The sequence below is a fragment of the Dehalococcoides mccartyi 195 genome (assembly GCF_000011905.1).
GTDB classification, from domain to species: domain Bacteria; phylum Chloroflexota; class Dehalococcoidia; order Dehalococcoidales; family Dehalococcoidaceae; genus Dehalococcoides; species Dehalococcoides mccartyi.
The window spans coordinates 1,145,908-1,170,072 of record NC_002936.3; the positions used below are offsets into that span (position 1 = coordinate 1,145,908).

23 protein-coding genes are annotated in these 24,165 nt (G+C 49.8%); 19 read left to right on the top strand and 4 right to left on the bottom strand.

The genetic code is table 11. The annotated features are described in order from the left end of the window. Positions 1 to 5 precede the first annotated feature (5 nt). The 3 genes from DET_RS06465 to argH all read left to right on the top strand — a co-directional run bounded on the left by DET_RS06465 (position 6) and on the right by argH (position 3,566). Positions 6 to 896, top strand: a complete 891-nt coding sequence (locus DET_RS06465) for a hypothetical protein (RefSeq protein ID WP_010936948.1) — start codon at positions 6 to 8, stop codon at positions 894 to 896. 63 nt (positions 897 to 959) lie between these two features. Next, the gene (locus tag DET_RS06470; RefSeq protein ID WP_010936949.1) at positions 960 to 2,180 is read left to right on the top strand and encodes an argininosuccinate synthase; all 1,221 of its coding nucleotides are present in this window, start codon (positions 960 to 962) and stop codon (positions 2,178 to 2,180) included. Further along, the gene (argH, locus tag DET_RS06475; RefSeq protein WP_010936950.1) at positions 2,181 to 3,566 is read left to right on the top strand and encodes an argininosuccinate lyase; all 1,386 of its coding nucleotides are present in this window, start codon (positions 2,181 to 2,183) and stop codon (positions 3,564 to 3,566) included. It abuts the gene before it with no gap. Positions 3,567 to 3,575: 9 nt separating this feature from the next. Here argH and rpmB read toward each other — a convergent pair whose 3' ends face one another. Beyond that, positions 3,576 to 3,764, bottom strand: a complete 189-nt coding sequence (gene rpmB, locus DET_RS06480) for a 50S ribosomal protein L28 (protein WP_010936951.1) — start codon at positions 3,762 to 3,764, stop codon at positions 3,576 to 3,578. Positions 3,765 to 3,892: 128 nt separating this feature from the next. Between rpmB and DET_RS06485 the strand changes: the two genes are divergently transcribed. The 8 genes from DET_RS06485 (at position 3,893) to argS (ending at position 14,140) form a co-directional block, all read left to right on the top strand. Then, entirely contained in the window at positions 3,893 to 5,527 is a 1,635-nt protein-coding gene (locus DET_RS06485; protein WP_010936952.1) for a DAK2 domain-containing protein, read from the top strand. 9 nt (positions 5,528 to 5,536) lie between these two features. Then, the gene (locus DET_RS06490) at positions 5,537 to 6,376 is read left to right on the top strand and encodes a DegV family protein (protein WP_010936953.1); all 840 of its coding nucleotides are present in this window, start codon (positions 5,537 to 5,539) and stop codon (positions 6,374 to 6,376) included. A gap of 16 nt (positions 6,377 to 6,392) precedes the next feature. Next, positions 6,393 to 7,238 carry a DegV family protein gene (locus DET_RS06495; protein ID WP_010936954.1) on the top strand — a complete coding sequence of 282 codons (846 nt, stop codon included), beginning with the start codon at positions 6,393 to 6,395 and terminating at the stop codon, positions 7,236 to 7,238. Positions 7,239 to 7,259: 21 nt separating this feature from the next. Continuing rightward, positions 7,260 to 8,105 carry a DegV family protein gene (locus tag DET_RS06500; protein ID WP_041223396.1) on the top strand — a complete coding sequence of 282 codons (846 nt, stop codon included), beginning with the start codon at positions 7,260 to 7,262 and terminating at the stop codon, positions 8,103 to 8,105. A 29-nt stretch (positions 8,106 to 8,134) separates the two neighbouring features. Continuing rightward, positions 8,135 to 9,070 (top strand): DegV family protein, encoded by a 936-nt coding sequence (locus tag DET_RS06505; protein WP_010936956.1) that lies wholly within the window; start codon positions 8,135 to 8,137, stop codon positions 9,068 to 9,070. 122 nt (positions 9,071 to 9,192) lie between these two features. Then, a complete protein-coding gene (gene recG / locus DET_RS06510; RefSeq protein ID WP_041223397.1) occupies positions 9,193 to 11,646 on the top strand; it encodes an ATP-dependent DNA helicase RecG in 2,454 nt (817 codons plus the stop codon). Between the two features lie 7 nt (positions 11,647 to 11,653). Next, entirely contained in the window at positions 11,654 to 12,352 is a 699-nt protein-coding gene (locus tag DET_RS06515; protein ID WP_010936958.1) for an HNH endonuclease, read from the top strand. Between the two features lie 117 nt (positions 12,353 to 12,469). After that, positions 12,470 to 14,140: an arginine--tRNA ligase gene (gene argS, locus DET_RS06520; RefSeq protein WP_010936959.1), complete on the top strand. Its 1,671-nt coding sequence runs from the start codon at positions 12,470 to 12,472 to the stop codon at positions 14,138 to 14,140. A 79-nt stretch (positions 14,141 to 14,219) separates the two neighbouring features. On the opposite strand, the gene DET_RS06525 is transcribed toward argS, so the two are convergent. Then, on the bottom strand, positions 14,220 to 14,450 hold the full coding sequence (locus DET_RS06525; protein ID WP_010936960.1) for an Lrp/AsnC ligand binding domain-containing protein: 231 nt from the start codon (positions 14,448 to 14,450) through the stop codon (positions 14,220 to 14,222). Positions 14,451 to 14,610: 160 nt separating this feature from the next. Between DET_RS06525 and DET_RS06530 the strand changes: the two genes are divergently transcribed. The 8 genes from DET_RS06530 to acpP all read left to right on the top strand — a co-directional run bounded on the left by DET_RS06530 (position 14,611) and on the right by acpP (position 18,842). Beyond that, a complete protein-coding gene (locus tag DET_RS06530; protein ID WP_010936961.1) occupies positions 14,611 to 15,450 on the top strand; it encodes an enoyl-ACP reductase FabI in 840 nt (279 codons plus the stop codon). Between the two features lie 29 nt (positions 15,451 to 15,479). After that, complete coding sequence (locus DET_RS06535) at positions 15,480 to 15,683, top strand: hypothetical protein (RefSeq protein ID WP_010936962.1); 204 nt, start codon at positions 15,480 to 15,482, stop codon at positions 15,681 to 15,683. A 76-nt stretch (positions 15,684 to 15,759) separates the two neighbouring features. After that, a complete protein-coding gene (locus tag DET_RS06540; RefSeq protein WP_010936963.1) occupies positions 15,760 to 16,203 on the top strand; it encodes a YceD family protein in 444 nt (147 codons plus the stop codon). A gap of 4 nt (positions 16,204 to 16,207) precedes the next feature. Further along, a complete protein-coding gene (gene rpmF / locus DET_RS06545) occupies positions 16,208 to 16,426 on the top strand; it encodes a 50S ribosomal protein L32 (RefSeq protein WP_010936964.1) in 219 nt (72 codons plus the stop codon). Between the two features lie 23 nt (positions 16,427 to 16,449). Further along, entirely contained in the window at positions 16,450 to 17,382 is a 933-nt protein-coding gene (gene fabD / locus DET_RS06550; protein ID WP_010936965.1) for an ACP S-malonyltransferase, read from the top strand. Beyond that, entirely contained in the window at positions 17,382 to 18,134 is a 753-nt protein-coding gene (fabG, locus tag DET_RS06560; protein WP_041223398.1) for a 3-oxoacyl-[acyl-carrier-protein] reductase, read from the top strand. Before fabD ends, fabG begins: the two co-directional genes overlap by 1 nt. Positions 18,135 to 18,145: 11 nt before the next feature. Beyond that, the gene (gene nusB / locus DET_RS06565) at positions 18,146 to 18,577 is read left to right on the top strand and encodes a transcription antitermination factor NusB (RefSeq protein ID WP_010936967.1); all 432 of its coding nucleotides are present in this window, start codon (positions 18,146 to 18,148) and stop codon (positions 18,575 to 18,577) included. A gap of 4 nt (positions 18,578 to 18,581) precedes the next feature. Then, positions 18,582 to 18,842: an acyl carrier protein gene (gene acpP, locus DET_RS06570; protein ID WP_010936968.1), complete on the top strand. Its 261-nt coding sequence runs from the start codon at positions 18,582 to 18,584 to the stop codon at positions 18,840 to 18,842. A gap of 262 nt (positions 18,843 to 19,104) precedes the next feature. Here the strand turns inward: acpP and DET_RS06575 are convergent, their stop codons facing one another. Together DET_RS06575 and mfd are read right to left on the bottom strand one after the other, a co-directional pair. Further along, a complete protein-coding gene (locus tag DET_RS06575; RefSeq protein WP_010936969.1) occupies positions 19,105 to 20,616 on the bottom strand; it encodes a B12-binding domain-containing radical SAM protein in 1,512 nt (503 codons plus the stop codon). Positions 20,617 to 20,687: 71 nt separating this feature from the next. Continuing rightward, positions 20,688 to 24,152 carry a transcription-repair coupling factor gene (gene mfd, locus DET_RS06580; protein ID WP_234943802.1) on the bottom strand — a complete coding sequence of 1,155 codons (3,465 nt, stop codon included), beginning with the start codon at positions 24,150 to 24,152 and terminating at the stop codon, positions 20,688 to 20,690. Between the last annotated feature and the right edge of the window lie 13 nt (positions 24,153 to 24,165).

The following is a 24,165-nucleotide window of genomic DNA, read 5'->3' on the forward strand; positions in this document are numbered from 1 at the left end:
GGTAGATGGACTGGGACATACTGAAAATTATTTTAGGAGTAGCCGTACTGCTGGCGGCAGGCGCTTTTTTGATTTTGCTGGCTAATCCCCTGACCATGCCGGGATTATTTCGCACCAGCGCAGGTGACAAACTCAAAGAACCTAATCTTTCGGAAGTACCTGAAAGTATAAGCGCCGAAGCCGCTAAGCTTGCCGCCCGGTTTTTCCCCAAAAACCTGTCCAAACAGGCAACCTTCAGAAATAATCTGCTGGCGGCCTATCTGGCGGTCAAAAACATTGATTTATTGCTGCTGTTTAATCCCGGCGGTTTCGGTTATGCCCGGATTTCGGCCTCAAAGGGCTGGGAGAGCATTACCCGGGGCATATACGAACTTACCACAGACTGGGGGTTTGAAACCCTGATAATGGACTATCAGCGGACTGCCCGCAGCCTAAGCGGAAAATTCAGTGAAGTGCTGGCCTCAAGCAGCCATTCGCTAAGCAAGTCCAATGAGCTTTCAGCCAAACTGGGTTTCCTGCTGAAACACCTGCCGGATTTGAAAATAGTGCTGGGCAGTGAGAGCAACGGAGCGGTTTCGGCCAATAATACCCTGATGTTCCTCAGGGATATGCCTGAAGTATTCAGTATTGAAACCGGCCCGCCGGTCTGGCACAAAGGGTTTGACCATGAAAGGCGGCTGCTGATGCGAAGCAACGGGCTGGTGCCGGATTCGTTCAGTTACGGGGATATAAAAACCATACTCTCCGCCAATTTTATGGCACTCTTCGGGCGCTCACCTAAAAGCCCGGGCAACGTGCTTTTGTATATAGGTGCTCCCGGACATGAGTATTCGTGGGAACACGCCGAAGTAAAGAAACAGATAACTGATTTTTTAACAATAAACTTAAAAACGTAAAAAATGACTGGACTTCAAACCAAGGTTAGTAGATAATAAAACAATTGCTTAAGGAAGGTTTTTATGTCTGAAAAAGTTGTACTGGCATATTCCGGCGGGCTGGATACATCGGCCGCCGTCAAATGGCTTCAGGAAAAATACGGCATGGACGTTATTGCCGTTACCATAGACGTGGGTAATGAGAAAGACTTTACCCTGATAAAAGAAAAAGCCCTGAAGGTAGGGGCTAAAAAGGCCTACGTACGGGATGTACGCAAGGAATTTGCCGAGGATTATATCTGGAAGGCTATCAAGGCCAATTCCATGTACGAGGGTGTCTATCCGCTGGCTACCGCCCTTGCCCGCCCCCTGATTGCCAAGGTTATGGTAGACATAGCCATGGAAGAAGGGGCTACCGCCATTGCCCACGGCTGCACCGGCAAAGGCAATGACCAGGTACGTTTTGACGTGGGCATAAACACCCTTGCCCCCCATTTGAAGATTATTGCTCCCGCCCGCCAGTGGGGCATGACCCGTGAGCAAACTATGGAATACGCCCAGAAATGGGGCATTCCCGTACCTATTTCAGTCAAAAACCCTTTCTCCATAGATGAAAATCTGTGGGGGCGGAGTATAGAGTGCGGTCTGCTGGAAGACCCCTGGAACGAGCCTATTCCCGAAGTATTTGCCTGGACCCGCCCGGTGGAAGCAACCCCGGACGCACCTGAGTACCTGGAAGTAGAGTTTGAACAGGGCGTGCCGGTAGCTGTAAACGGGGAAAAACTGTCTCCTTTAGCCCTTATACAGAAAGTGCATGATATTGCCGGACTGCATGGGGTAGGCCGTATTGACCACGTGGAAAACCGTCTGGTAGGCATTAAATCCCGCGAGATTTATGAAGCCCCGGCGGCGGTGGTGCTGATTGCCGCCCACCAGGCTCTGGAAGCCATGACCCTTTCCAAGAGCCAGTTACGCTTTAAGCAGATGGTGGAAGCCACCTATTCGGATATTATTTATAACGGGCTGTGGTTCTCTGCCCTGCGGCAGGATTTGGACGCTTTTATAGAATCCAGCCAGCGCTTTGTCAGCGGCACAGTCCGCTTAAAGCTTTCCAAGGGCAGCTTCCGGGTAGTGGGACGCAAATCCCCCTATTCCCTGTACCACAAGGGTATGGCCACCTATGATAAGGGAGACCAGTTTGACCCGTCTTCGGCAGTGGGTTTCATAACCCTGTGGGGACTTCAGGCCAAACTGCAGGCCCAGCTCCAGCCTATTCTGGAAGAAGAAAAGGGGAATAAATCCTAGATGAGCCATATCCGCAGCCGCTTTTCAAAACCGGCAGATGAACTTGTGGTCAGATATACCACCTCGCTGCCGTTTGACTGGCGCTTATACCAGGAAGATATAAAATGCTCAACCGCCCATGCCCGCATGCTGGGTAAGCAGAGCATTATCTCCGCTGGGGACAGCCAGTCCATCATAAACGGGCTTTCGGATATCCTGACAGAGATTGAAACCGGCAGTTTTGTGTTTAAACCCGAAATGGAAGATATCCATATGGCCATAGAGGGGCGTCTTTTTGAACTTATCGGCGAGGCGGCCGGCAGACTGCACACCGCCCGCAGCCGGAATGACCAGGTAGCCACCGATGTACACCTGTTTGTAAAAAACACCTGTACCAGCACTATCAATAAAATACGCACCCTTCAGGGGGCTTTGCTGAAACAGGCGGAAGCCCACCAGCAAACCGCTTTGCCCGGTTATACCCATTTGCAGGTAGCCCAGCCGGTGCTTCTTTCACACCACCTGCTGGCTTATTTTGAAATGCTGGAGCGTGACTGCGGGCGTTTTACAGACGCAAAAAAACGCTCAGATGTGATGCCTCTGGGCAGCGGGGCTTTGGCTGGCGTACCTTATCCGCTTGACCGCAAAATGGTAGCCGAAGAGCTGGGTTTTACGGCTATCAGCCAGAACTCGCTGGATGCCGTTTCAGAGCGGGACTTTGTACTGGAATACCTTTCAGACGCCGCTATCTGCCAGATGCACCTCTCCAGACTGAGTGAGGAAATGGTGATATGGTCTTCGGCGGAATATGCCTTTGTAGAGCTTGATGATGCCTATACCACCGGCTCAAGCATTATGCCCCAGAAGAAAAACCCTGACGTAGCCGAGCTTTGCCGCGGCAAGACCGGGCGGGTATACGGTTCTCTAAATACCATGCTGACTGTCATGAAGGGTCTGCCCCTTTCCTATAACCGTGACCTTCAGGAAGATAAAGAACCTCTGTTTGAATGCGCAGATACTCTGGGTGACAGCCTTGAGGTATTTGCCGGTATGATAAAAACCGCCACGTTCAAACCCGAACGTATGCTCCGGGCTTTGGAAAAAGGATACGTGCTGGCAACCGATATTGCCGACTATCTGGTGGGCAAAGGTGAAAGTTTCCGCAGTTCCCACGGCATAGTAGCCCGTCTGGTGAGCTACGCCATCTCCCAAAATAAAACCTTTGGCGAGCTGAGCCTTGAGGAATACCGCCAGTTTTCAAACCTGTTTGGAAACGATATTTATGCAGTAGATATAAAGTCTGCTTTAAACGCCCGCAACCTGACCGGCGGAACTGCCCCAAAACAAATAGCCCAGGCAATTGCCCGGGCTAAGAAAATACTGGCTGAAGCTGGAGTTAAAAACTAAATGTCTGTATTAGGCAGTTTTAGCAAGCTTGGCCTGAGAGCGGATGCAACGGGTGCAGAGCTTCATACGAACCTCAGCGCCGTTGACTGTAACCTTGGCGGAATGGATATTAGGCATCCAGACGCGGTTAGTGCGCCTCTTGGAATGGCTTACATTATGCCCATATGTAGGGGTCTTGCCACACATTTCACACTTCATAGTTTTAAAAGATTTACTCCTTTGACTGAACCACTAAATTCATATAAAATCCGACAAGTAAATATATCATAGCAGATTGGCCTTTACAAGTTTGCCCACTTAGAATTGCTATAAGCAAAGGTGAAAAAATGACACAGAACGGAAATATCAGCGGCGACCAGTTTAGAGATATGGTGGCTGCTGCTACAGACTGGCTTGAAAAAAGCTCCCAGGATATAGATGCTTTAAACGTGTTCCCTGTCCCGGACGGGGATACCGGTACAAATATGTTACTGACCATGCGCTCGGCAGTAGACGAAACATTCAAATACAACGAACCTAATGTTTCAACCGTAGCCTTAGCCATAGCCAAGGGTGCTTTGATGGGTGCCCGCGGCAACAGCGGCGTTATCCTCTCCCAGATATGGAGGGGTGTTTCCATTGCCCTTAAAGATAAAACTGACATTTGCGCCTCTGACTGGGCGGCAGCCATGAAACAGGCCTCTGAGACAGCCTATCAGGGGCTGAATAACCCGGTGGAAGGCACTATCCTGACCGTACTCAGAGATGTAGCCACCACCAGCCAGCAAGAGCTGGAGAACGGTGTCCAGAGCGTAAGTGAACTGGTGGAAAAAGGCATGAATGCGGCCGGTGAATCCGTAGCCAATACCCCCAGCCTGCTGCCTGCCCTGCGTGAAGCCGGGGTAGTAGATGCCGGAGGACAGGGTTTTTATACCATACTGGAGGGGGCTCTCCATTTCCTGCGGGGCGAAATTGAGGACATGCAGTTCCGCAAATCACGGGTTATTACCGGAAACATACCCACCGGCAACCTTGCCGGACAATACGTGGTAGATGACGAAGAAGCCTTTGGCTACTGTACCGAGTTTTTGCTCAAAGGCGAAAATATGGATATTGACAAGATACGTGAGTGGCTGAAGAAAAAGGGCGTTTCGCTTATAGTAGTGGGTGACCCCACCACCGTAAGAGTGCATATACATACCCTCAAACCGGGCAGTGTTATGAACTACGTGTGTGACCTGGGTACTATGCACAAGGTCAGCGTACGCAATATGGACGAACAGCACGAAGACTTTTTAGCCCTGCAAAAGGAACGCATGCCGGCAGTGGATACCGCTATTGTGGCCGTAGTTGCCGGTGACGGGCTGAAAGAGGTTTTTAAAAGTCTGGGCGCCCAGAGCATTATCTCCGGCGGGCAGACCATAAACCCGTCTACCAAAGACATTTTACAGGCAGTGGAAGCCGCCCCTTCGGACAAGGTAATAATACTGCCTAACAATAAAAACATTATCCTGACAGCTATTCAGGTGGAAAACCTGACCAAGAAAAAGATAAAGGTTATACCCAGCATCACCATACCCCAGGGCGTAGCCGCCCTGCTGGCTTTTGACTATGAAGCAGACTTTGAAACCAACTTTAACCTGATGAAGGAAGCCAAAGAAAACGTTAAAACCATTGAGATAACCAGGGCAGTCCGCTCTACCAAGCTGAATGACCTCAATATAAAGAAAAAACAGGCTATTGGTTTGCTGGATGACGAACTGTGTGCGGTGGGTGATGAACCCAAAGCGGTGCTGGATGAAATAATATCCAAACTGGACCTTTCCAAATCAGAGGTTATCACCGTCTATTACGGGGCGGATACGACCGAAGACGAGGCCAAAATACTGGAGACTGAGCTTATAGAAAAGTATCCGTCGCTTCAGGTTGAGATGGTGAATGGGGGACAGCCCCATTATAACTACACCGTTTCTATTGAATAGAGGGAAAATATGGCAGTCAAAATAGTAACCGACAGCACTTCGGATATCAGCCAGAAGCTGGCCGCTGAACTGGGCATAACCGTAGTTCCGCTGACAGTTTCGTTTGACAATGAACACTTTAAAGACGGCCTAAGCATAACACCTGACCAGTTTTTCAGCCGCCTTACTTCCCAGGATGTATTCCCCACTACCACCCAGCCTTCACCGGGAGTGTTTCTGGAAACATTTGAAAAGCTGTGTGAAGAAACAGATGAGATATTGGTTATCACCCTTTCCTCAAAACTTTCCGGTACTTACTCGTCTGCTAAAAATGCCGCCGAGATGATACACGGCCGCTGCCAGGTGGAAGTGATAGACTCCGAAAGGGTTATCATGGGGACAGGGCTGTTGACTATTTATGCCGCCGAACTGGCTAAAACCGGGCTTGGCCTTAAGGAGCTCAGCCAGACTATCCGCCAAAAAATGGCGGACTGCCACCCTATTATGTATTTTGACACCCTGACTTACCTCCACAAAGGCGGGCGAATGGGTAAAGCCCAAAGTCTGGTGGGGTCGCTGCTTTCTATCAAACCTATCTTGAAAATGGAAGACGGGATTATCTGCCCCCTTTCCAAAGTACGTTCCCGCAGGGCCGGCATGGAATACCTGTATAAATTTATTACCGCTTTCCCCAAGATAAAATATCTGGCGGTAGAGTACGCCACCAGCCCGGAAGACGCCGATGAGCTGGCAGCCAAGCTAATGGAGATATTACCCAAAGTAAAGATATACCGGTCACAGATTGGGCCGGTGGTAGGCGCCTATACCGGAGCGAATGCGGTAGCTGTTACCGTTCTGGAAGATAAATAATTTTAAGGAGCTGGATATGGCGGTAAAAATAATAACCGACAGCACTTCGGATATTCCGCCCGAAATGGCTACAAATATGGGGATTACAGTAATCCCCTTAACTGTCTCTTTCGGCAGTGAACACTTTCTGGATAATGTGACCCTGAAACCGGATGAATTTTACCGCCGCCTTTCCCAAAGCGGTATTTACCCCCAGACTACTCAGCCGTCACCGGCCGTATTTAAAGACAACTATGAAAAACTGATGCCGGAAGCCGAAGGCATACTGGTTATTACTATCTCATCCAAGCTCTCCGGCACTTACCAGTCTGCTTTGAGCGCCGTAAGTATGCTGGAAAACCCCACCTGCCCCGTAGAAGTAATAGATTCGCAGACAGTCAGCCTGGCACTGGGACTACTGGCGGTAAAAGCAAGTGAGCTGGCCAGAAGCGGAAAAACCCTGGCAGAGATAAAAGAAGCCATAACCCAAAGCCTGCCTGATGCCCAGCCGCTTATGTTTTTTGATACCCTGACCTATTTGCAAAAGGGCGGACGCATAGGCCGCGCCCAGAGTATGCTGGGTTCGCTCCTTTCAGTAAAGCCCCTGCTGACTGTACGGGACGGGGTGGTAACCCCCTTGACCAGAGTGCGCTCACTTCAAGCCGGTATGGACCAGCTTTACAACTTTGCCGCCCAGCACAGCACCCTTGAATATGTAGGTATCGGTTATGCCACCTCTACTACCGATGCCCTGAAACTGAAGGAACGCCTCGCTCCCCTGTTTCCGCCTGAAAAGATATATATTACCCAGGTGGGGCCGGTAGTAGGCACATACACAGGGCCTAATACCCTGTGTTTAAACATCATCGGGAAAAGCCGGTAACAGGATTTTGGAGGCTTTAATTTGAATGTCCAGATTGTGATTGACAGTACTTCGGATATAACCCCCCAGATGGCCAAAGTCATGGGCAATGTGCATATAATGCCGCTCACTGTATCCTTCGGGAACGAACACTTTCAGGATGGCATAGATATAACCCCGGAAACATTTTATACCCGTCTGGTTCATGACAGTAACGTTCCCACTACTACCCAGCCCCTGCCCGGATATGTGATGGAACTGGTAAGCCGTCTTTCAAAAGAAACCGACCAGATACTTATTCTGACTCTGTCCCAGAAACTCAGCGGCACTTATCAGTCTGCACTTTACACTAAAAAAACGCTGGAAAGCCCTGGCTGCCGCATAGAGGTGCTGGATACCCAGCTGACTACCCTCGGGCACGGGCTCAGGGCAGTCCGGGCATCGGATATGGCCAAAGAAGGGGCTAATCTGGACCAGATACTGGAAGAACTCAGAAAACCCCATAACTATCTGGCGGGGGTTATGTATTTTGACACCCTGAAATACCTGGCCAGAGGCGGGCGGATTGGCAAAGCCCAGAGCCTGCTGGGGGCTATGCTTTCATTCAAGCCCATTATTACCGTTCAGGACGGAGAGGTCAGCCCGGTAACCAGAGTGCGTTCCCATCAGGCGGGTATGGATTACCTTTACAACTATGCCGCCAGCCGCAAGAATATCCACTATCTGGGGGTTGAACACGCCAACACACCCGAAGTAGCCGAAAGTCTGATAGACCGTTTGGGTAATATCTTCCCCAAAGAAAAGATAATCCGTTCACGGATAGGCCCAGTCATCGGCACATCTATCGGCCCTAATGCTGTCTGCGTGGTAGCCTGGGCAGATGCCTAGATAAAAATCTGATTTAAAGGTATGAATAATTGAGCGTAAAAATAGTCACTGACAGCACCGTGGATTTACTCCCGGAAACTATAAAAGAACTGGGCATAACGGTAGTGCCGGTATATGTAATGTCCGGCAACAAGACCTACAGGGACGGGCTGGATATCAGCCAAACCGAAATCTACAACCGTATGCTTGAGGGCGAACAGTTCACCACCTCCCAGCCTACCCCGGCTGATTTTGCCAATGCATATAAAACACTTTCAAAGGAAACTGACCAGATAGTCTCCCTGATTATGGGTGCCAAACTATCAGGCACTTATAATTCGGCGTTGCAGGGGCGTGAACTGGCACAAAGCAGCAGCAATATAGAGCTGATAGATACCAAGGCTACTTCCGGGGCTTTGGGTTTGCTGGCTACCCAGGCGGCTGAAATGGCAAAAATGGGTGAAAGCGCCGGGAATATAGTAAACAGCATCAAGAGCTATATCCCCCAGGTACATATCTGGGCTTTGCTGGATACCATAAAATATGTGCTGAAGAGCGGGCGTCTCAGCAGCGCCTCCAACCTTATCAGCGGGGTTTTGAGTATCCGCCCCATGCTTACCCTTAGAGACGGCTCTCTCTGGCCGGCCAGTATCCACCGCACCCGCAATAAAGGTATTGAAAAACTGACCGAACTGGTAAAAAATAACCGCAATCTGGAAGCAGTCCAGATTGTCCAAAGCGTAGATTTGGCAGAAGCCCATGGTATAAAGGAAAAGCTGGCTGATTTTATTGACCAGAGCAAAATCCATATCTCACAGCTTGGGCCTGCTTTGGGTGTCCACGGCGGCCCCGGCACTTTGGTAGTGGCTATCAGGGAAAAGCTGAGCGGTATAGGCACAGCGTCTCCAGACGAAACGGAAGACAAGAAATCATTTAAGCTGCCCTCTATCCACCTGCCCAAGCTGGGCTTTTCCAGCCTGCACTAGTTTTTAAAAACATATTAGGCTTGAAGCCCTCCTTAAAAGGAGGGCTTTTTTATGCAGGGATAGTGTGGACAAGTGAGGGTATATGGTCTATCATTTTTAAAAACCAAAGGCGGAGTATAAATTTGGGAGCAGATACCGGCGCCTTTAAAAAAATACTTCAGCTGGAAGTGCAAAAAGGCTTTGCTGATAACGCCGTTATGGGCGGGCTAGACCACTTCCTGTCCCGCTGGGCAAAAGAAGCCGCAACGGGTATAAATAACCCTGATGACCTGCTTATTTTTCACAAACTGAAACTCTCTGACCCGGGTTATGCCCGAATGACAGAAGATAAACGCCGTAAGTGGGTAACCGAGGTGCTGGCATTTCTGCCCAAACTGGAAAACCAGCCTGCCGGCATACCTGCACCCCGCAAAACAGTCAAGGCAAAGCCCGCCGCTAAAACTGCCAGACCGAAAACAGACGGCTGCCCACCAGCCCTTGACGGGGATATTTACTTAGTAAAAGGCATAAGTGCCGCTACCGCCCCCAAATTTCACAAAATGGGCATCAACACAGTACGGGACCTGCTTTATTATTTCCCAAACCGCCATCTGGATTACAGCCGCCTGAAAAAAATATCCCAGCTGGAAGCAGGGTCTGAACAGACCATAATTGCCAATGTCTGGCAGTCCAAGGTGAACTATATGGGAGGACGCCGCTCAACCGAGGCGGTACTGGGGGACGATACCGGCAATATGCGGGCGGTCTGGTTTAACAACCCCTATATGGTGCGTAACCTGAAACCAAATGCCAGAGTAGTCCTTTCGGGGCGGGTTTCCATATTTAATGGCAGGCCTGTATTTGAATCCCCCGAATGGGAGGAACTGCCTGACGAAGCTGACCTTATTCATACCGGGCGTTTAGTGCCGGTTTACCCCCTGACCGCCGGTCTCCACCAGCGAAGCCTGCGCCGCCTGATGAAAAACTTTATAGATATTTCCACCCCCGGTATTTCAGATTTTCTGCCGGAAGATACCCTTAAAAGAACCCGCCTGCTGCCGCTTGCCGAAGCTATCCGGCAGGCACATTTTCCTGATACCGAAGAATTGAAAGACGCCGCCCGCAACAGGCTGGCATTTGATGAGCTGTTTATCCTCCAGCTGGGAGTGCTGGCTAAGAAAAAACGCTGGCAAGAACAAACCGGACGGGCTTTAAAGATAAACCTGCCCGCTATAGACCATTTTATTTCACAGTTGCCCTTTAAACTGACTGATGCCCAGACCAAATGTCTGGCTGATATAAAAGCCGATATTTCTAAGAGTGTACCCATGTCCCGCCTGCTTCAAGGGGAAGTGGGCTCGGGAAAGACCATAGTCGCCGTTATTTCCCTGTTTACTGCCGCTGCCAACGGGCTTCAGGGAGCATTTATGGCACCTACCGAGATACTGGCTGAACAGCATTTTAAAAGTGTCACCCGCCTGTTTGCCTCTATTGCCAAAGTGAGCACCCTTCTGGACGGGGTGTATACCTTTGAAGGGTTGCTAGACCGCCCGCTCAGGGTAGCTTTGATGATAAGCGATATGAAATCCAGCCAGAAAGATATCCTGAAGGAAAAGATTAAAAAAGGCGAGATTGATATAGCCATTGGCACCCATGCCCTTATCCAGAAGGAAATCCGCTTCAAGTCCCTGGGGCTGGCTGTTATAGACGAGCAGCACCGCTTCGGGGTGGAACAACGCTCTGCCCTTAGGAGCAAGGGGCTGAACCCCCACATACTTATCATGACCGCCACCCCCATACCCCGCACTTTGGCTTTAACCCTATACGGAGAGCTTGACCTTTCAGTTATAGATGAGCTGCCGCCCGGACGCCAGAGCATAAAAACCCGCTGGCTGAAACCCGAACAGCGTAACAGCGCTTATAACTTTATACGCAAACAGATTGAGGCAGGACGGCAGGCATTTATAATCTGCCCTTTGGTAGAAGAATCTGAGGCTATACAGGCCAAAGCCGCCACCGCCGAATATGAAACCCTGTCTTCAGAGGTGTTTCCGGAATCCAAAGTAGCTTTGCTGCACGGGCGGATGAATGCCGCTGAAAAAGAAAGTATCATGAAGCACTTTAACGAAGGCAAAATGGACATACTGGTTTCCACCCCGGTTGTAGAGGTGGGTATAGACATACCCAACGCCACCGTAATGCTGGTGGAAAGCGCCGACCGTTTCGGCCTTTCCCAGCTGCACCAGTTCCGGGGGCGGGTGGGCAGAGGAACAGAACAGAGCTACTGCATGTTTCTGGCCGAAAATCCGTCTCTGCTGGGGCAGGAACGCCTGTCTATCATAGAAAGCACCCAGGACGGCTTTAAGCTGGCGGAGGAAGACCTGCGGCTGCGGGGGCCGGGTGAATTTTTCGGCACCCGCCAGAGCGGCCTGCCTGACCTGCGCATGGCCAGCATATCTGACGTGGGTTTGCTGGAACAGGCACGCAGGGAAGCTACCCGTTTGTTTGAGTCTGACCCTGAACTAAACCTGCCTGAAAACAAGGCTTTGGAAGAGGAAATAAGGCGGGTATGGCCCAAAAAGAGCGAGTGGAGCTAGCTGCAAAATGACAGATGAGATTAAACCGGGACAGGTAATATCCTATCTTGATATGTGCCAAGCAGAGTCAGTCAATCTACAAAAAGGGATGAATTTCAAACTACGAAATGGTCACAATATTATACTTATGAGTGTGCGTAATGGAGCACCTTACGCTGACAGATTTGAGAACGATGGAACTATACTTATATACGAAGGACATGACGTAAACAAAACACCAGAACTCGTTAACCCAAAAAACATTGATCAGCCAATGTACACCCCAGGACATAAACTTACTGCTAACGGCCTTTTCTATGAAGCCGCTCAAAAAGCCAAGCAAACCAAGATATTTCCTAAAGTTCGTGTTTATGAAAAGATAAAACCCGGCATATGGGTTTATAATGGTGTTTTCAACCTAATTGATGCTTGGCAAGAGCCCTCTGATAATCGTAAAGTCTTTAAGTTCAAACTAGAGCTAACTTCAGAGATTACTAATGAAATAGCAACGCCTACTTTAGATGCTGATATAAGGGCTATACCTTCAGATATAAAACGAATTGTTTGGGCTAGAGACCAAGGTAAATGCGTAAAGTGCGGCAACAATTCAAACCTTCATTTTGACCATGTTATCCCCTATTCCAAAGGTGGGTCATCGTTAATAGCTGAAAATATTCAACTACTATGTGCCAGTTGTAACCTCAGCAAGCATGCTAGCATCGAGTAATCTACCAACTATTTGCTTAAATCATAAAAAACCCCTCCAGACATTATCATCTTCCCATTATGTGATATAATCTATTTTCCAGTTTAAACCGCAATAATAAATACTCGGAGTTTAGTCTTGAACAGTATCTTAGCTATCAAAAATATTATTATAGAGTCTCTCAGCCAGGCTCTGGAAAAAGCCCGTCAGGAAGGGCAGATTCCGGCGCTCAGCGTGGATATAAGCATAGAGCACCCCCAAAAAACCAATTATGGTGACTATGCCACCAGCCTGCCTTTGCGGCTAGCCAAGGCTACCGGCAAACGCCCCATGGAGCTGGCTGAAATACTGGCCGGCTATATTGAACCCGGTGAAGGCATTGCCAAAGTAAGCGTAGCCCCTCCCGGCTTTATAAATTTCACTTTCTCCAAAGAGTGGCTGTGCAATCTGGTGAAAACCATCCTCGGCGAAGCTGAAAGCTATGGCAATATAAATATGGGCGGCGGCAGCCGCGTTCAAATAGAGTTTGTCAGCGCCAACCCCACCGGGCCTATACATATAGGGCATGGGCGGGGGGCAGTGCTGGGCAGCACCCTTTCAAACGTGCTTAAAGCCGCCGGTTATTATGTGGAAGAGGAGTTTTATATCAATGATGCCGGCAGCCAGATAGACGCTTTCAAACGCACCCTGTTTGCCCGCTACCAGCAGGCTCTGGGTAAGGAGGCGGCTGTTCCCCAGGATGGTTATCACGGACAGTACATGGTAGAGCTGGCGGCCGAAATGGTAGCCAAATACGGGGATAAATACCTGCAAATGCCGCTTGAAATAGCCCAAAATGACCTGGGGGAGATAGGCATGGCACGTATGCTCTGCCTTATCAGTGATGATTTGAAATCCCTCAAGGTGGATTTTGACGTCTGGTTTTCAGAGAGGTCTTTATATAGCGGCGGGCAGTACAAAACCGCCATGGATATACTTTTGGCCAACAACTACATTGCCGAAAGGGACAATGCCACCTGGTTCAGCTCCACCCTGCTGGGAGACAGCAAGGACAACGTAATAGTCCGCAGTGACGGCACACCCACCTATTTTGCGTCTGATATCGCTTACCACTACAACAAGTTTATTGAACGCAAATTTGACCGGGTTATAAATATCTGGGGGGCAGACCATCAGGGGCATGTATCCCGCATGAAAGCCATGCTAAGCGCTCTGGGTATCAATCCCGAACGGCTGACTACCCTGCTTTTCCAGATGATTACCCTGAAGCGGGGCGGTGAGCTGGTACGCCTTTCCAAACGCACCGGTGAAATGATAAGCCTGAGTGAGGTTATTGAGGAAGTGGGGGCAGACGCCTGCCGTTTCTTCTTCCTGTCCCGCTCCACCGAAAGCCAGATGGATTTTGATTTGGAACTGGCCAAGAAGGAATCGGCCGAAAATCCGGTATATTATGTCCAGTATGCCCATGCCCGTATTTGCAGTATTTTGTCTCTGGCAAAGGAAAAAGGGCTTTCTTACAGCGGCGGGGATACCGCCCTGCTTGGGGAAGAAGCCGAGCTTGAGCTTATCCGCAAGATGGCCGAACTGCCTGAGATTGTGGAGACTGTGGCCCGCACCCTTGAACCCCACCACCTGACCTATTACGCCCAGGAACTGGCCAATGCTTTCCACCAGTTTTACAAAGACTGCCGGGTGATTTCAGATAATACTGAACTAAGCTCAGCCCGCCTGAAACTGGTAGACGCCAGCCGTATTGTGCTGGCCAGAACCTTGCACCTTATGGGTATGACCTCACCCCAAAGCATGTAAAGAGATACTCCGTTTAAGTTGCAATCAGGGCAGACCATAAATGGTCTGCCCTTTTTAGTGCCTACTTTGCCGAAATAGATTAGAGGACCAGACAGGTAACGGTGCGGGTAATACCCTCTGCCGCCTGTATCTTTGAGGTGATAAAATCACCTATTCCGGTAAGGGTGTCCCGCTCTACCACGGCAATAATATCATACGGGCCGGTAACCGCATCTATACTGCATATACCGCTAATCTCCCTGAGGTTGTCAGCTATTTTCCCCGCCTGGGCAGGAGCGGCCTCAATAAGGACAAAGGCTTTGGCAGACATATTTATCCTCCCTGCATCTATTCCCCGGACTTTTTTAGGCTATAATAAAGGCATACCTGATATTTGAATACGGCAGGCGGTATGGACTATAATATAACACACTTTTTATGCATTTTTTATTTTTGTGACAAATTTATAAAATATTTTGACGGGAGATATTATGACTCAAACGTCTTACGGATTGCTCAAGGGTAAAAAAGGAATTATATTCGGCCCCTTAAACGAGCAAAGTCTGGGCTGGAAAATAGCCCTGGCCTGCCACCGCGAAGGAGCTGAACTGGCTATTTCCAACGTAGCTACCGCCCTTAAAATGGGAAACACCGCCGAACTGGCCCGCATTTGCGGCCAAGCCCCGCTGCTGGTTGCAGATGCCACCAGCGATGATGAGCTGAAAGCCCTGTTTGCCGGACTAAAAACCAGCCTGGGGGAGATAGATTTTATAGTCCATTCGGTAGGTATGAGCGCCAATATCCGCAAGAAAATACCGTATGAATCTACCAACTATATTTTTTATAACAAAGGGCTGGAGATTTCGGCCATATCCCTGCACAAAATAATCCGTTATGCCCTTGAAGCCGGGGTATTAAAAGACAACGGCAGCATAGTGGCACTGTCTTATATAGGGGCACAAAGGGTATTTTCCCAGTACAACGACATGAACGATGCCAAAGCCCTGCTGGAAGCTATTGCCCGAAATTTCGGTTCCCGCCTGGCAGACCGGGGAATAAGGGTAAACACCGTTTCCCAGTCACCTACCCGCACCTCCGCCGGTTCGGGAATAAGCAATTTTGATGCCATGTACGAATACGCAAATCTGCTTGCCCCCTTGGGCAATGCCAGCGGGGAAGAATGCGCTGATTATGTGGTAACCCTGCTTTCAGACCTCAGCCGCAAGGTTACCATGCAAAACCTTTATCATGACGGGGGGTTTTCCAGTGTAGGTATTTCCGAAAAACTGCTTGGCCTGCTGGAACGCAGCCAGCCCGAAGCAGGTGTATAATAGCTTAATCCTTTGAAAGAGAGGGTGTGATGGCCAAAAACTTCAGCCGCCTTATGTTTATATCTGTTTTAGTGTTTCTGGTCAGTTTCTTTATCCACCTTATGCTGGTCAGGCTGTTTGAGATTGATGACACTTTTTGGGTAATTCTGGGCATGGTGGCAGCACCGGCTGGTTTTGCTGTCGGCGCCATAGGGCATCTGGTGCTGCGTTTTTTAAAACCTGATACTAAGTAAAACTGCCCACAGGCTCTTAACTTGCATGTGGTATAACCTTAATCTATAATAAACTCTGTTTTGTACGAGGACGATAGTGCTGCAATATAATGTAGCCCAGCTGCTGAAGTCACCCATCGGTGCCACCCGCACCTACCAGCTGGACGATGAAATAAATCTGGAGGGCAGCCCTGTCAGGGTATCCGGGGAAGTTACCTTTACCCGTATTGACCGAGGCCTTTTGGTTACCGGACTGCTGGATACCCATATGAACCTTAGCTGTGTCCGCTGTCTAAAGGACTTCAGCTGCCCGGTCAGTATCCGCCTTGAAGAGCGGTTTCTGCCCACCGTGGATGTAATCCACGGGTTCGAAGTGGATAATTCCGAAGAGCTGGACGCTTTTTTTATTGACGAGCACCATATATTGGATTTGAGCGAGATTATCCGCGAAGGTGCTATAATGGCAACGCCCATGAAACCCCTGTGCTCCGGTGAGTGCCGCGGTTTTGAATATAAAACGAATACTAATTTAACGGAGTAAAATAATGGCTCTACCTAAAAGAAGACTTTCCCATGCCCGCCAGGGTAACCGCCGCGCCCATGTCGCCCTGAGTGCCCCGGCTGTAATGGAATGCCCCCAGTGCAACAGCCCCAAGCTCTCCCATCAGGCCTGTTCCGTCTGCGGTACTTACAACGGCCGGACAGTGGTTGATGTGGACGCCATAGCCAAGAAAAAAGCTGACAAATCCAAGGGTCAGCAGTAATTTCTGTTGGCCGGTTTTAAGGCATGACTGAGATTAAAACAGCTTATGTCTTCCCCGGTCAGGGTGCCCAATTCGTGGGCATGGGCCGGGACTTGTATTCGGAGTTTCATTCCGCCAGAGAGCTTTTTGACCTGGCGGATAAAGCTTTGGGATTTTCACTGTCAAAACTGTGTTTTGAAGGGCCGGAAGAAGACCTTAAGGACACCCGCAACTCCCAAAGCGCCATTGTCGGCCACAGCCTGTGCGCCCTTGCTGCTTTTATAGAGAGCGGCAAGTCAAATCTCCTGCCAGAGCCTTCTTTTGTAGCCGGGCATTCGCTGGGTGAATATTCGGCTTTGGGAGCAGGCGGCATACTCCCCTACCCGCAGGCTATTTTGCTTGCCCGCAAACGGGGGGAACTGATGGCGGAAGCAGCCGCCAAAACACCCGGTGCTATGGCTGCCGTTCTCGGCCTTTCGGAAGAAATACTGGCGGATATCTGCCTTAAAACAGGCTGTTACATAGCGAATTACAACTCCCCCGGACAGCTGGTTATCAGCGGCCTGAAAGAGACTGTAGAAAAAGCTTCTGCCCAAGCCGCAGAGAGCGGTGCTATGAAGGTGGTACCCCTGCAGGTAAGCGGAGGGTTTCATACCCCGCTTATGTCACCGGCTTCTGCCGGTTTAAAAGCAGTACTGGATTCTACCGGGTTTGATACGGCCAGAATACCTCTGGTAGCCAATACCAGCGCCAGCCCGCTTACCAATCCGCAGGATATAAAAAGCGAACTGGTCAACCAGCTGACCGGCGGTGTCCAGTGGCAAAAAAGCATAGAAAACATGATTGCTGCCGGGGTAAATACCTTTGTTGAGATTGGGCCGGGCAAAGTGCTGGCCGGACTGATTAAAAGAATTAACCGCAGTGTCAGTATCTACAATATAAACGATGCCGCTTCTATCCAAAATTTTAGCGTATAATGGGTAAGATGCTGAGTTTAGACGGCAAAACAGCCCTGATTACCGGCTCCGGCAGGGGCATAGGCAAAGCTATAGCTTTACGGTTTGCCGAAGCGGGGGCAAAAGTGGTGGTAAACAGCCTTTCGCCCGCCGGTGAAGAAGTGGCCGCCCACATACGTTCCAATGGCGGTCAGGCCGTATTTGTTCAGGCAGATGTAAGCCAGAGCAGTGGGGTAGATGCCCTCTTCAAAGCCGCCCAGGAAGCCTTCGGCGGGGTAGATATACTGGTAAACAATGCCGGCATAACCCGTGACCAGCTGACCATGCGTTTATCCGAAGAAGACTGGGACAGTGTAATCCAGACCAACCTGAAAAGTGTATTTTTGTGTTCCAAAGCAGCCCTCCGCCAGATGCTGAAAAACCGCTGGGGACGGATAATAAACCTTAGTTCCATAGTGGGTTTAAAGGGCAACCCCGGTCAGGCCAACTATGCCGCAGCCAAAGCCGGCATTCTGGGATTCAGCTGCTCTCTAGCTAAAGAAGTGGCCAGCCGCAATATAACCGTGAATTCCATTGCCCCCGGTTTTATAGAAACCGATATGACCGCCGCTTTGTCTGAAGAGCAAAGACAGGCCATAACAGAGCGTATACCCATGCAAAAACTGGGCACAGTGGAAGATGTAGCCGCTTGTGCATTATACTTGGCGAAAGAAGATGCCAAATACATTACCGGACAGGTAATCAGCCTGGACGGCGGTATGTCTATAATATAAGAGAGTAAAGAGTGACAACCAGCAGACGCAAAGCACGTGAAATAGTACTTCAAGCCCTGTACGAACAAGATTTGGCAGGGCATAATGCCGAAGATGTTTTAAAACGCCTTTTGACCGAAACACCCCAGACCGAGGAAAACGCCGAGTTTATTTTCAGGCTGACCAATGCCATAGTCAAGCATAAGGACCTGCTGGATGAAAATATCCGCCAGTTTGCTTCTGCCTGGCCGGTGGAGCAGCTTTCCTATATTGACCGGAACGTACTTCGTCTGGCCATTTTTGAAATAATCCACGAAAATGATGTACCCATTAAAGTAGCTATTAACGAAGCAGTTGAGCTTGCCAAATCATTTGGGGGCAACTCGTCTGCCAGATTTATAAACGGGGTTCTAAGTTCTGTCAGCAAAGCGCTGGCGGACACAGCAAAGCAACGGGAGGAGTGAAGGAGTGGCAACGGTTTTTGAAAGAGTAAAAAAAGTTAGTGTTGAGCAGCTGGGCGCTGAAGAAAAAGATGTAGTGCCTGCTGCCAGTTTTGCAGATGATTTGGGTGCAGATTCCCTGGATCAGGTAGAGCTTATTATGGCACTGGAAACCGAATTCGGTACACCTGATGCCAAGTTTGAAATACCTGATACTGACGCCGAAAAGTTAAAGACAGTACAGGCTGTGGTGGACTACCTGAAGTCCAAAGGCATAAAAGACAGCTAATACCGCCTTTAAAACCACCATATTCAAAAGGGTTTTAAAACAGCTGAAATCCGGCTCGGGCATTTTATTGCCTTTTAATCCGTTATTTTTATATCTCGGACAGCAAAAAGGTATATGCCCTGAAATTCCGGATAGACAGTCTATAGTGCTGTTGTCTTGAAAAAATGTAAACCAAAAGGGTAACCCCTGCCCGGCCGCATGGCCAAGACAGGGGTTCCTTAAATAATCCGCTTTACTGGCTAGATTTGGGTTAAGACCGCTCTCAGGCGGTATCCTGCCCGAACTTACACCCTGTATAGCGTTCCACTACCTTGCGGAAATGGTATCCATAAATAGACAGGGTAACGGCCAGAGGAAATGCCTTGGGGTTTTTTATCAGGGTAGAACCCAGAAGCTTCCAGTAATACTTCCGGCTGTTATCCACAATACCCAGATGCCACACAGACCGCATAAATGCCCGCAGGCGCTGGGCGGATACCGGTTTGACCCTCCCTTTGGGCTTGGGATGATACCGGGATATAAGCACGGCTACCCGCTGATAATATTCGCGGGGGGCGTAGATAACTGAAAGCACCCGGTTATAGCCATTTATAAGGACCTCGGTCTTCATGCGGGGTATGAAGTTCAGGCTGCAGTCTGTATTGTCTCCCCGGAAATCTTCCAGCAGGCGTTTTTCTTTCTTAAGACGGTTCCACAAGCGGGTGCCTCTGGGGGCATTCAAAAGCCCGACCATAGCGGTCACAATACCGCTCTGCTGAATGAAATTTATCTGGGCACGGAAGATAGAGGCCGGGTCACTGTCAAAACCCAATATGAAACCGCCTTGCACCTGAATACCGGCCTGCTGAATTTTTTCAATTGAACTCAGCATATCCCTGTTGGTATTCTGGTGTTTGGAACACTCCGCCAGACTTTCCGGGTTGGGTGTTTCCACCCCCACAAACACAGTATCAAAGCCGGCTTCTACCATAAGGTGCAGCAGTTCTACATCATCTGCCAGATTGATAGATACCTCGGTATTAAATGAAAAAGGATAACCCTTTCGTTTCTGCCAGGCTATGACTGCCGGCAGTATATCAGACTTGAGTTTATTTTTATTGCCGATAAAGTTGTCATCCACAAAGAAAACCCCCGAACGCCAGCCGGACTTGTAGAGGGCATCCAGCTCTGCCAGAACCTGCCCCCGGCTTTTGGAACGGGGAAGACGGCCGTTTAAAACTACAATATCACAAAACTCGCAGTTAAACGGGCAGCCCCGCGAATACTGAAGGCTCATGGAAGAGTACTCTTTTGACTTGACCAGATTCCAGAGGGGAATAGGTGTATCGGCAAGGTCAGACTTCTCTTTTTCAGGGTAGACTGCCGCCGCTTTTCCCGCCTCCAAATCAGCCACAAAATCCGCCAGAGAGTTTTCTACTTCACCCAGAATCAGGTGGTCTATATCTTTAAGCGTTTCCGCCTCAGCCGTAAAGTACGGCCCGCCGGCCACCACTTTTCTGCCAAGGGCATGGCAGCGGTCTATACATTCGTGGGCGGATTTTTGCTGGACGGCCATGGCGCTTATAAAAACATAATCTGCCGCCAGTATATCTTTATCCGCCAGGTTTTCAATGTTAAGGTCTACCAGCTTTTTCTGCCAGTTCTCCGGCAGCATGGCGGCCAGAGTCAAAAGACCCAAAGGCGGAAAAGAGGCTTTTTTAGAGATAAATTTCAAGGCATGCTTGAAACTCCAGAAGGTGTCCGGGTAGCGGGGATAAAGGAGTAAAATTTTCATTTGAATCTCCTGGGGGAGGATATTTGAATATTTTGAATAATATCATAAATACTCTTCATTTTAAACTCCGCCTAGCCCAGCCGCCAAACAACCTCTTCCAGCACTTCTTTCCAGCTATCACCCAGCTTTTTATACTGGACAGACACCTGATTACGCCCTACCAGCACCCCTGCCCTCAGCGGCTCAAGCAAGGTTTTGTTTATTATCAGCCCGCCCAGCATCCGCACCACTATCTGGCTGCCTTCGGTCACTATGGTATCCACGTGGGCTTTTTTGGCCAGCAAACGCAGGCGGAGGGAGTAAAGCAGGTTTTCAAGCTCCGGCGGTATTTGTCCAAACCGGTCTGCCAGCTCTTTTTCCTTTTCCAACACTCCCGCCAGATTGGTAATGGCGGATAACTGCTGGTAAATAGATAAACGCAAATCCAAATCCTGAATATAATATTCGGGTATAAAGGCATCTAAAGGTAAATCCAGCTTGGGGGCGGGCATATTCTGGATACGTATTTCCTCTTTGGAAAGCCCGCTGCCCTTGGCCTTCAGCCCGGCCACAGCCTCTGACAGCATCTGGGTATACAGATTGAAACCGACCGAATTTATATATCCGGACTGTTTTACCCCCAGCAAAGTGCCCGCACCCCGTATTTCCAAATCTTTCATGGCAATACCGTAGCCTGCCCCAAGCTCGGCTGCCTCATAAATAGTTTTCAGGCGTTTTTCGGCATCAGATGTCAGGCGTTTATCTTTTTCATACAGGAAATAGGCATAAGCCAGCTGGGAACTGCGTCCCACCCGCCCCCGCAGCTGGTAAAGCTGGGTAAGCCCGAAGCGGTCTGCCCGGTTTATGATAAGGGTATTGGCATTAGGTACATCCACCCCGGACTCTATAATGGTGGTGCATACCAGCACATCCAGCTCGTGCCGCACAAAATCAGCCATGACAGCGGCCAGTTTTTCTTCGGCCATCTGCCCGTGGGCAATGCCGATACGGGCTTCGGGGACAAGCTGCTGAATACGCTCTGCCAGCAGATTTATACCCATCACCCGGTTATTTACAAAAAATACCTGCCCGTTCCTTTCCATCTCCCGCAGTATGGCCTCACGTATCAGCCTCTCATCAAAAGCGGCTACCACGGTTTTGATGGGCAGGCGTTCACCGGGCGGGGTTTCTATAATACTCATATCCCGCACCCCCACCAAAGACATGTGCAAAGTGCGGGGGATAGGAGTAGCGCTGAGGGTAAGCACATCTACCTGAGCCCGCAGCTTCTTAAAAAACTCCTTGTGGGCTACCCCGAAACGCTGTTCTTCGTCTATTATGACCAGCCCCAAATCTTTAAACGTTATATCAGCCTGAATCAGGCGGTGAGTACCTATGCAGATATCCACCTCACCCCTTTCCAGATTTTCAACCGTGGTTTTCTGTTCAGACGGGCTGCAAAAACGGCTAAGCACCTCTATTTTGACAGGGAAAGTAGCCAGACGCTCACGGAAAGTGGTGTAATGCTGCTGGGCAAGCACGGTAGTAGGTACTAATACTGCCACCTGCTTGCCGTCCATAACCGCCTTGAAGGCTGCCCGTATGGCTACTTCGGTTTTACCATAACCCACGTCCCCCAGTATAAGCCTGTCCATAGGGCGGGGGTTTTCCATATCTGCCTTGATATCATACAGGGCTTTCAGCTGGTCAGGCGTTTCCAGATACGGGAAAGATGCCTCCATTTCCTGCTGCCAGACGGTATCCGTGGAAAACGGGTATCCGCTGGCCATTTTACGTTTGGCATAAATATCAAGGAGTTCACGGGCGGTTTCCTCCGCAGATTCGCTGGCCTTTTCTTTAGCCCTTTGCCATTCCTGAGTACCCAAACGGTGCAAAGACGGCGGCTCATCCCCGCTGCCTATAAAACGGTTTACCCTGTCCATCTGGTCTGTGGGGACGTAGAGTTTGTCACCGCCGGCATAATTGAGTATCAGGTACTCTTTATCCATGCCGTCACGGTTCAAGTGGCTGACCCCGCTGAACAAGGCCACCCCGTGGTCTATATGAACCACAAATTCACCCGGTTTTATATCCAGCACCACTCCCTTGCGGGCAGACGGGCGTTTGGAAGGCAGACGCCGCTCTTTTACAAAGCCGAACAGTTCGGCATCAGTGAGTATGTGAACATTGCCGCTGAGATTCCAGCCGCCGCCCAGTATTCCCTGAACCAGGCTAAGGCTGGAGGGGGGAGGGGGGTTCAAAATATCTGTTTGGACAGATGCTGAAATACCATGCTCTTTTAGAAGCTCTGCCAGACGGGCAGCCTGATGGCTGATGATAACTACCCGGCCTGTATGCCCTTTCAACTCCCCCAGTTTTTCATACAAAGCGGATAAACGCCCCACGTAGTTATCCTGAGAGGCAAAATCCAGCTTTAAGGCCTCACTTTCCCGCCCGAAAGAGGCCATAATAAGACGTTTTTTGGTTTTCAGCTTGGCGGATATCTCTTCCCAGCTGAAATAGGGGCGGGGATAAACCGAAGGCAGCTCACCCTGTGACAAACGGTCAGAGCGCAGCTCTTCGGCTTCTTTATCCAGATGGGAGGCCGCCTGCTCTATGGAGGCTGGTTCATCCAGCACCACCAGCGCATCTGCCGGCAGGTAATCAAATATACTTGAGGTGTTAAACAGGGGGGCAAAAAAATCAGGGTATTCGGGCTTAAGCCCTTCCTTAAGGCGGGCTATATCTGCGGACAAAGTGCGGCTGAATTCGGGATTAAGGTTATCAGTAAGCAAAGCCTCCAGCCTGGCGTTAAGTTCCTTAACGGGCAGCTGCCCCAGATGAAACAGCTCACTTGCCGGGCTTATGGTAAGTTCATTCAGGCTTTTGCCCGAACGCTGGCTTTGGGGGTCAAAAACACGCAGGCTTTCCAGCGTATTGCCGAAAAACTCCAGCCGTACCGGGTTATCTTCGGTATAGGGGAAAATATCCAGTATGCCGCCCCGGCGGGAATATGTACCCGGTATTTCCACAATATTTTCCTGGCGGTAGCCCAGCTGCTGAAAACGGCGTATCAGATCCTGGGGTTCGGTTTCCAAACCAGTCCAGACCTGCAAAAATGACTGCTTGAATATTTCCGGTGATACATAACGCTGAAGAAGAGCCGGCACGGCACTGACTATTATCTGGGCGTCTTGGCTGCGGATAAACCCGCCCAAAATACCTGCCAGACGCATCTTTTCCAGTGAGGTATTGCGGTCAGAAACAGCCCGCTGGTACGGCAGCAAACTTGGGTCAGGCAAAAACCCCGGCTCTTCCCCGGTATAAGCAGCTATCTGCACCAGCAATTCCCTGGCCCGCTCCGGCTGTGAGGTAATAATAAGCATGGGGCATTTGAGTTTACGGTATACAGCTGCCAGACTGAAACCCCGCCCCGCATCCAAAACAGAAATATCAGCCTCACCTTTGTCCAGAGCTTCAAACAAGCTGTTAAATGACGGGCTTTGGTCTATAAGGGGCAGCAAACCGCTAAGATTCAATATCTTCTCCAAACACATTTAGGGGCTTGCC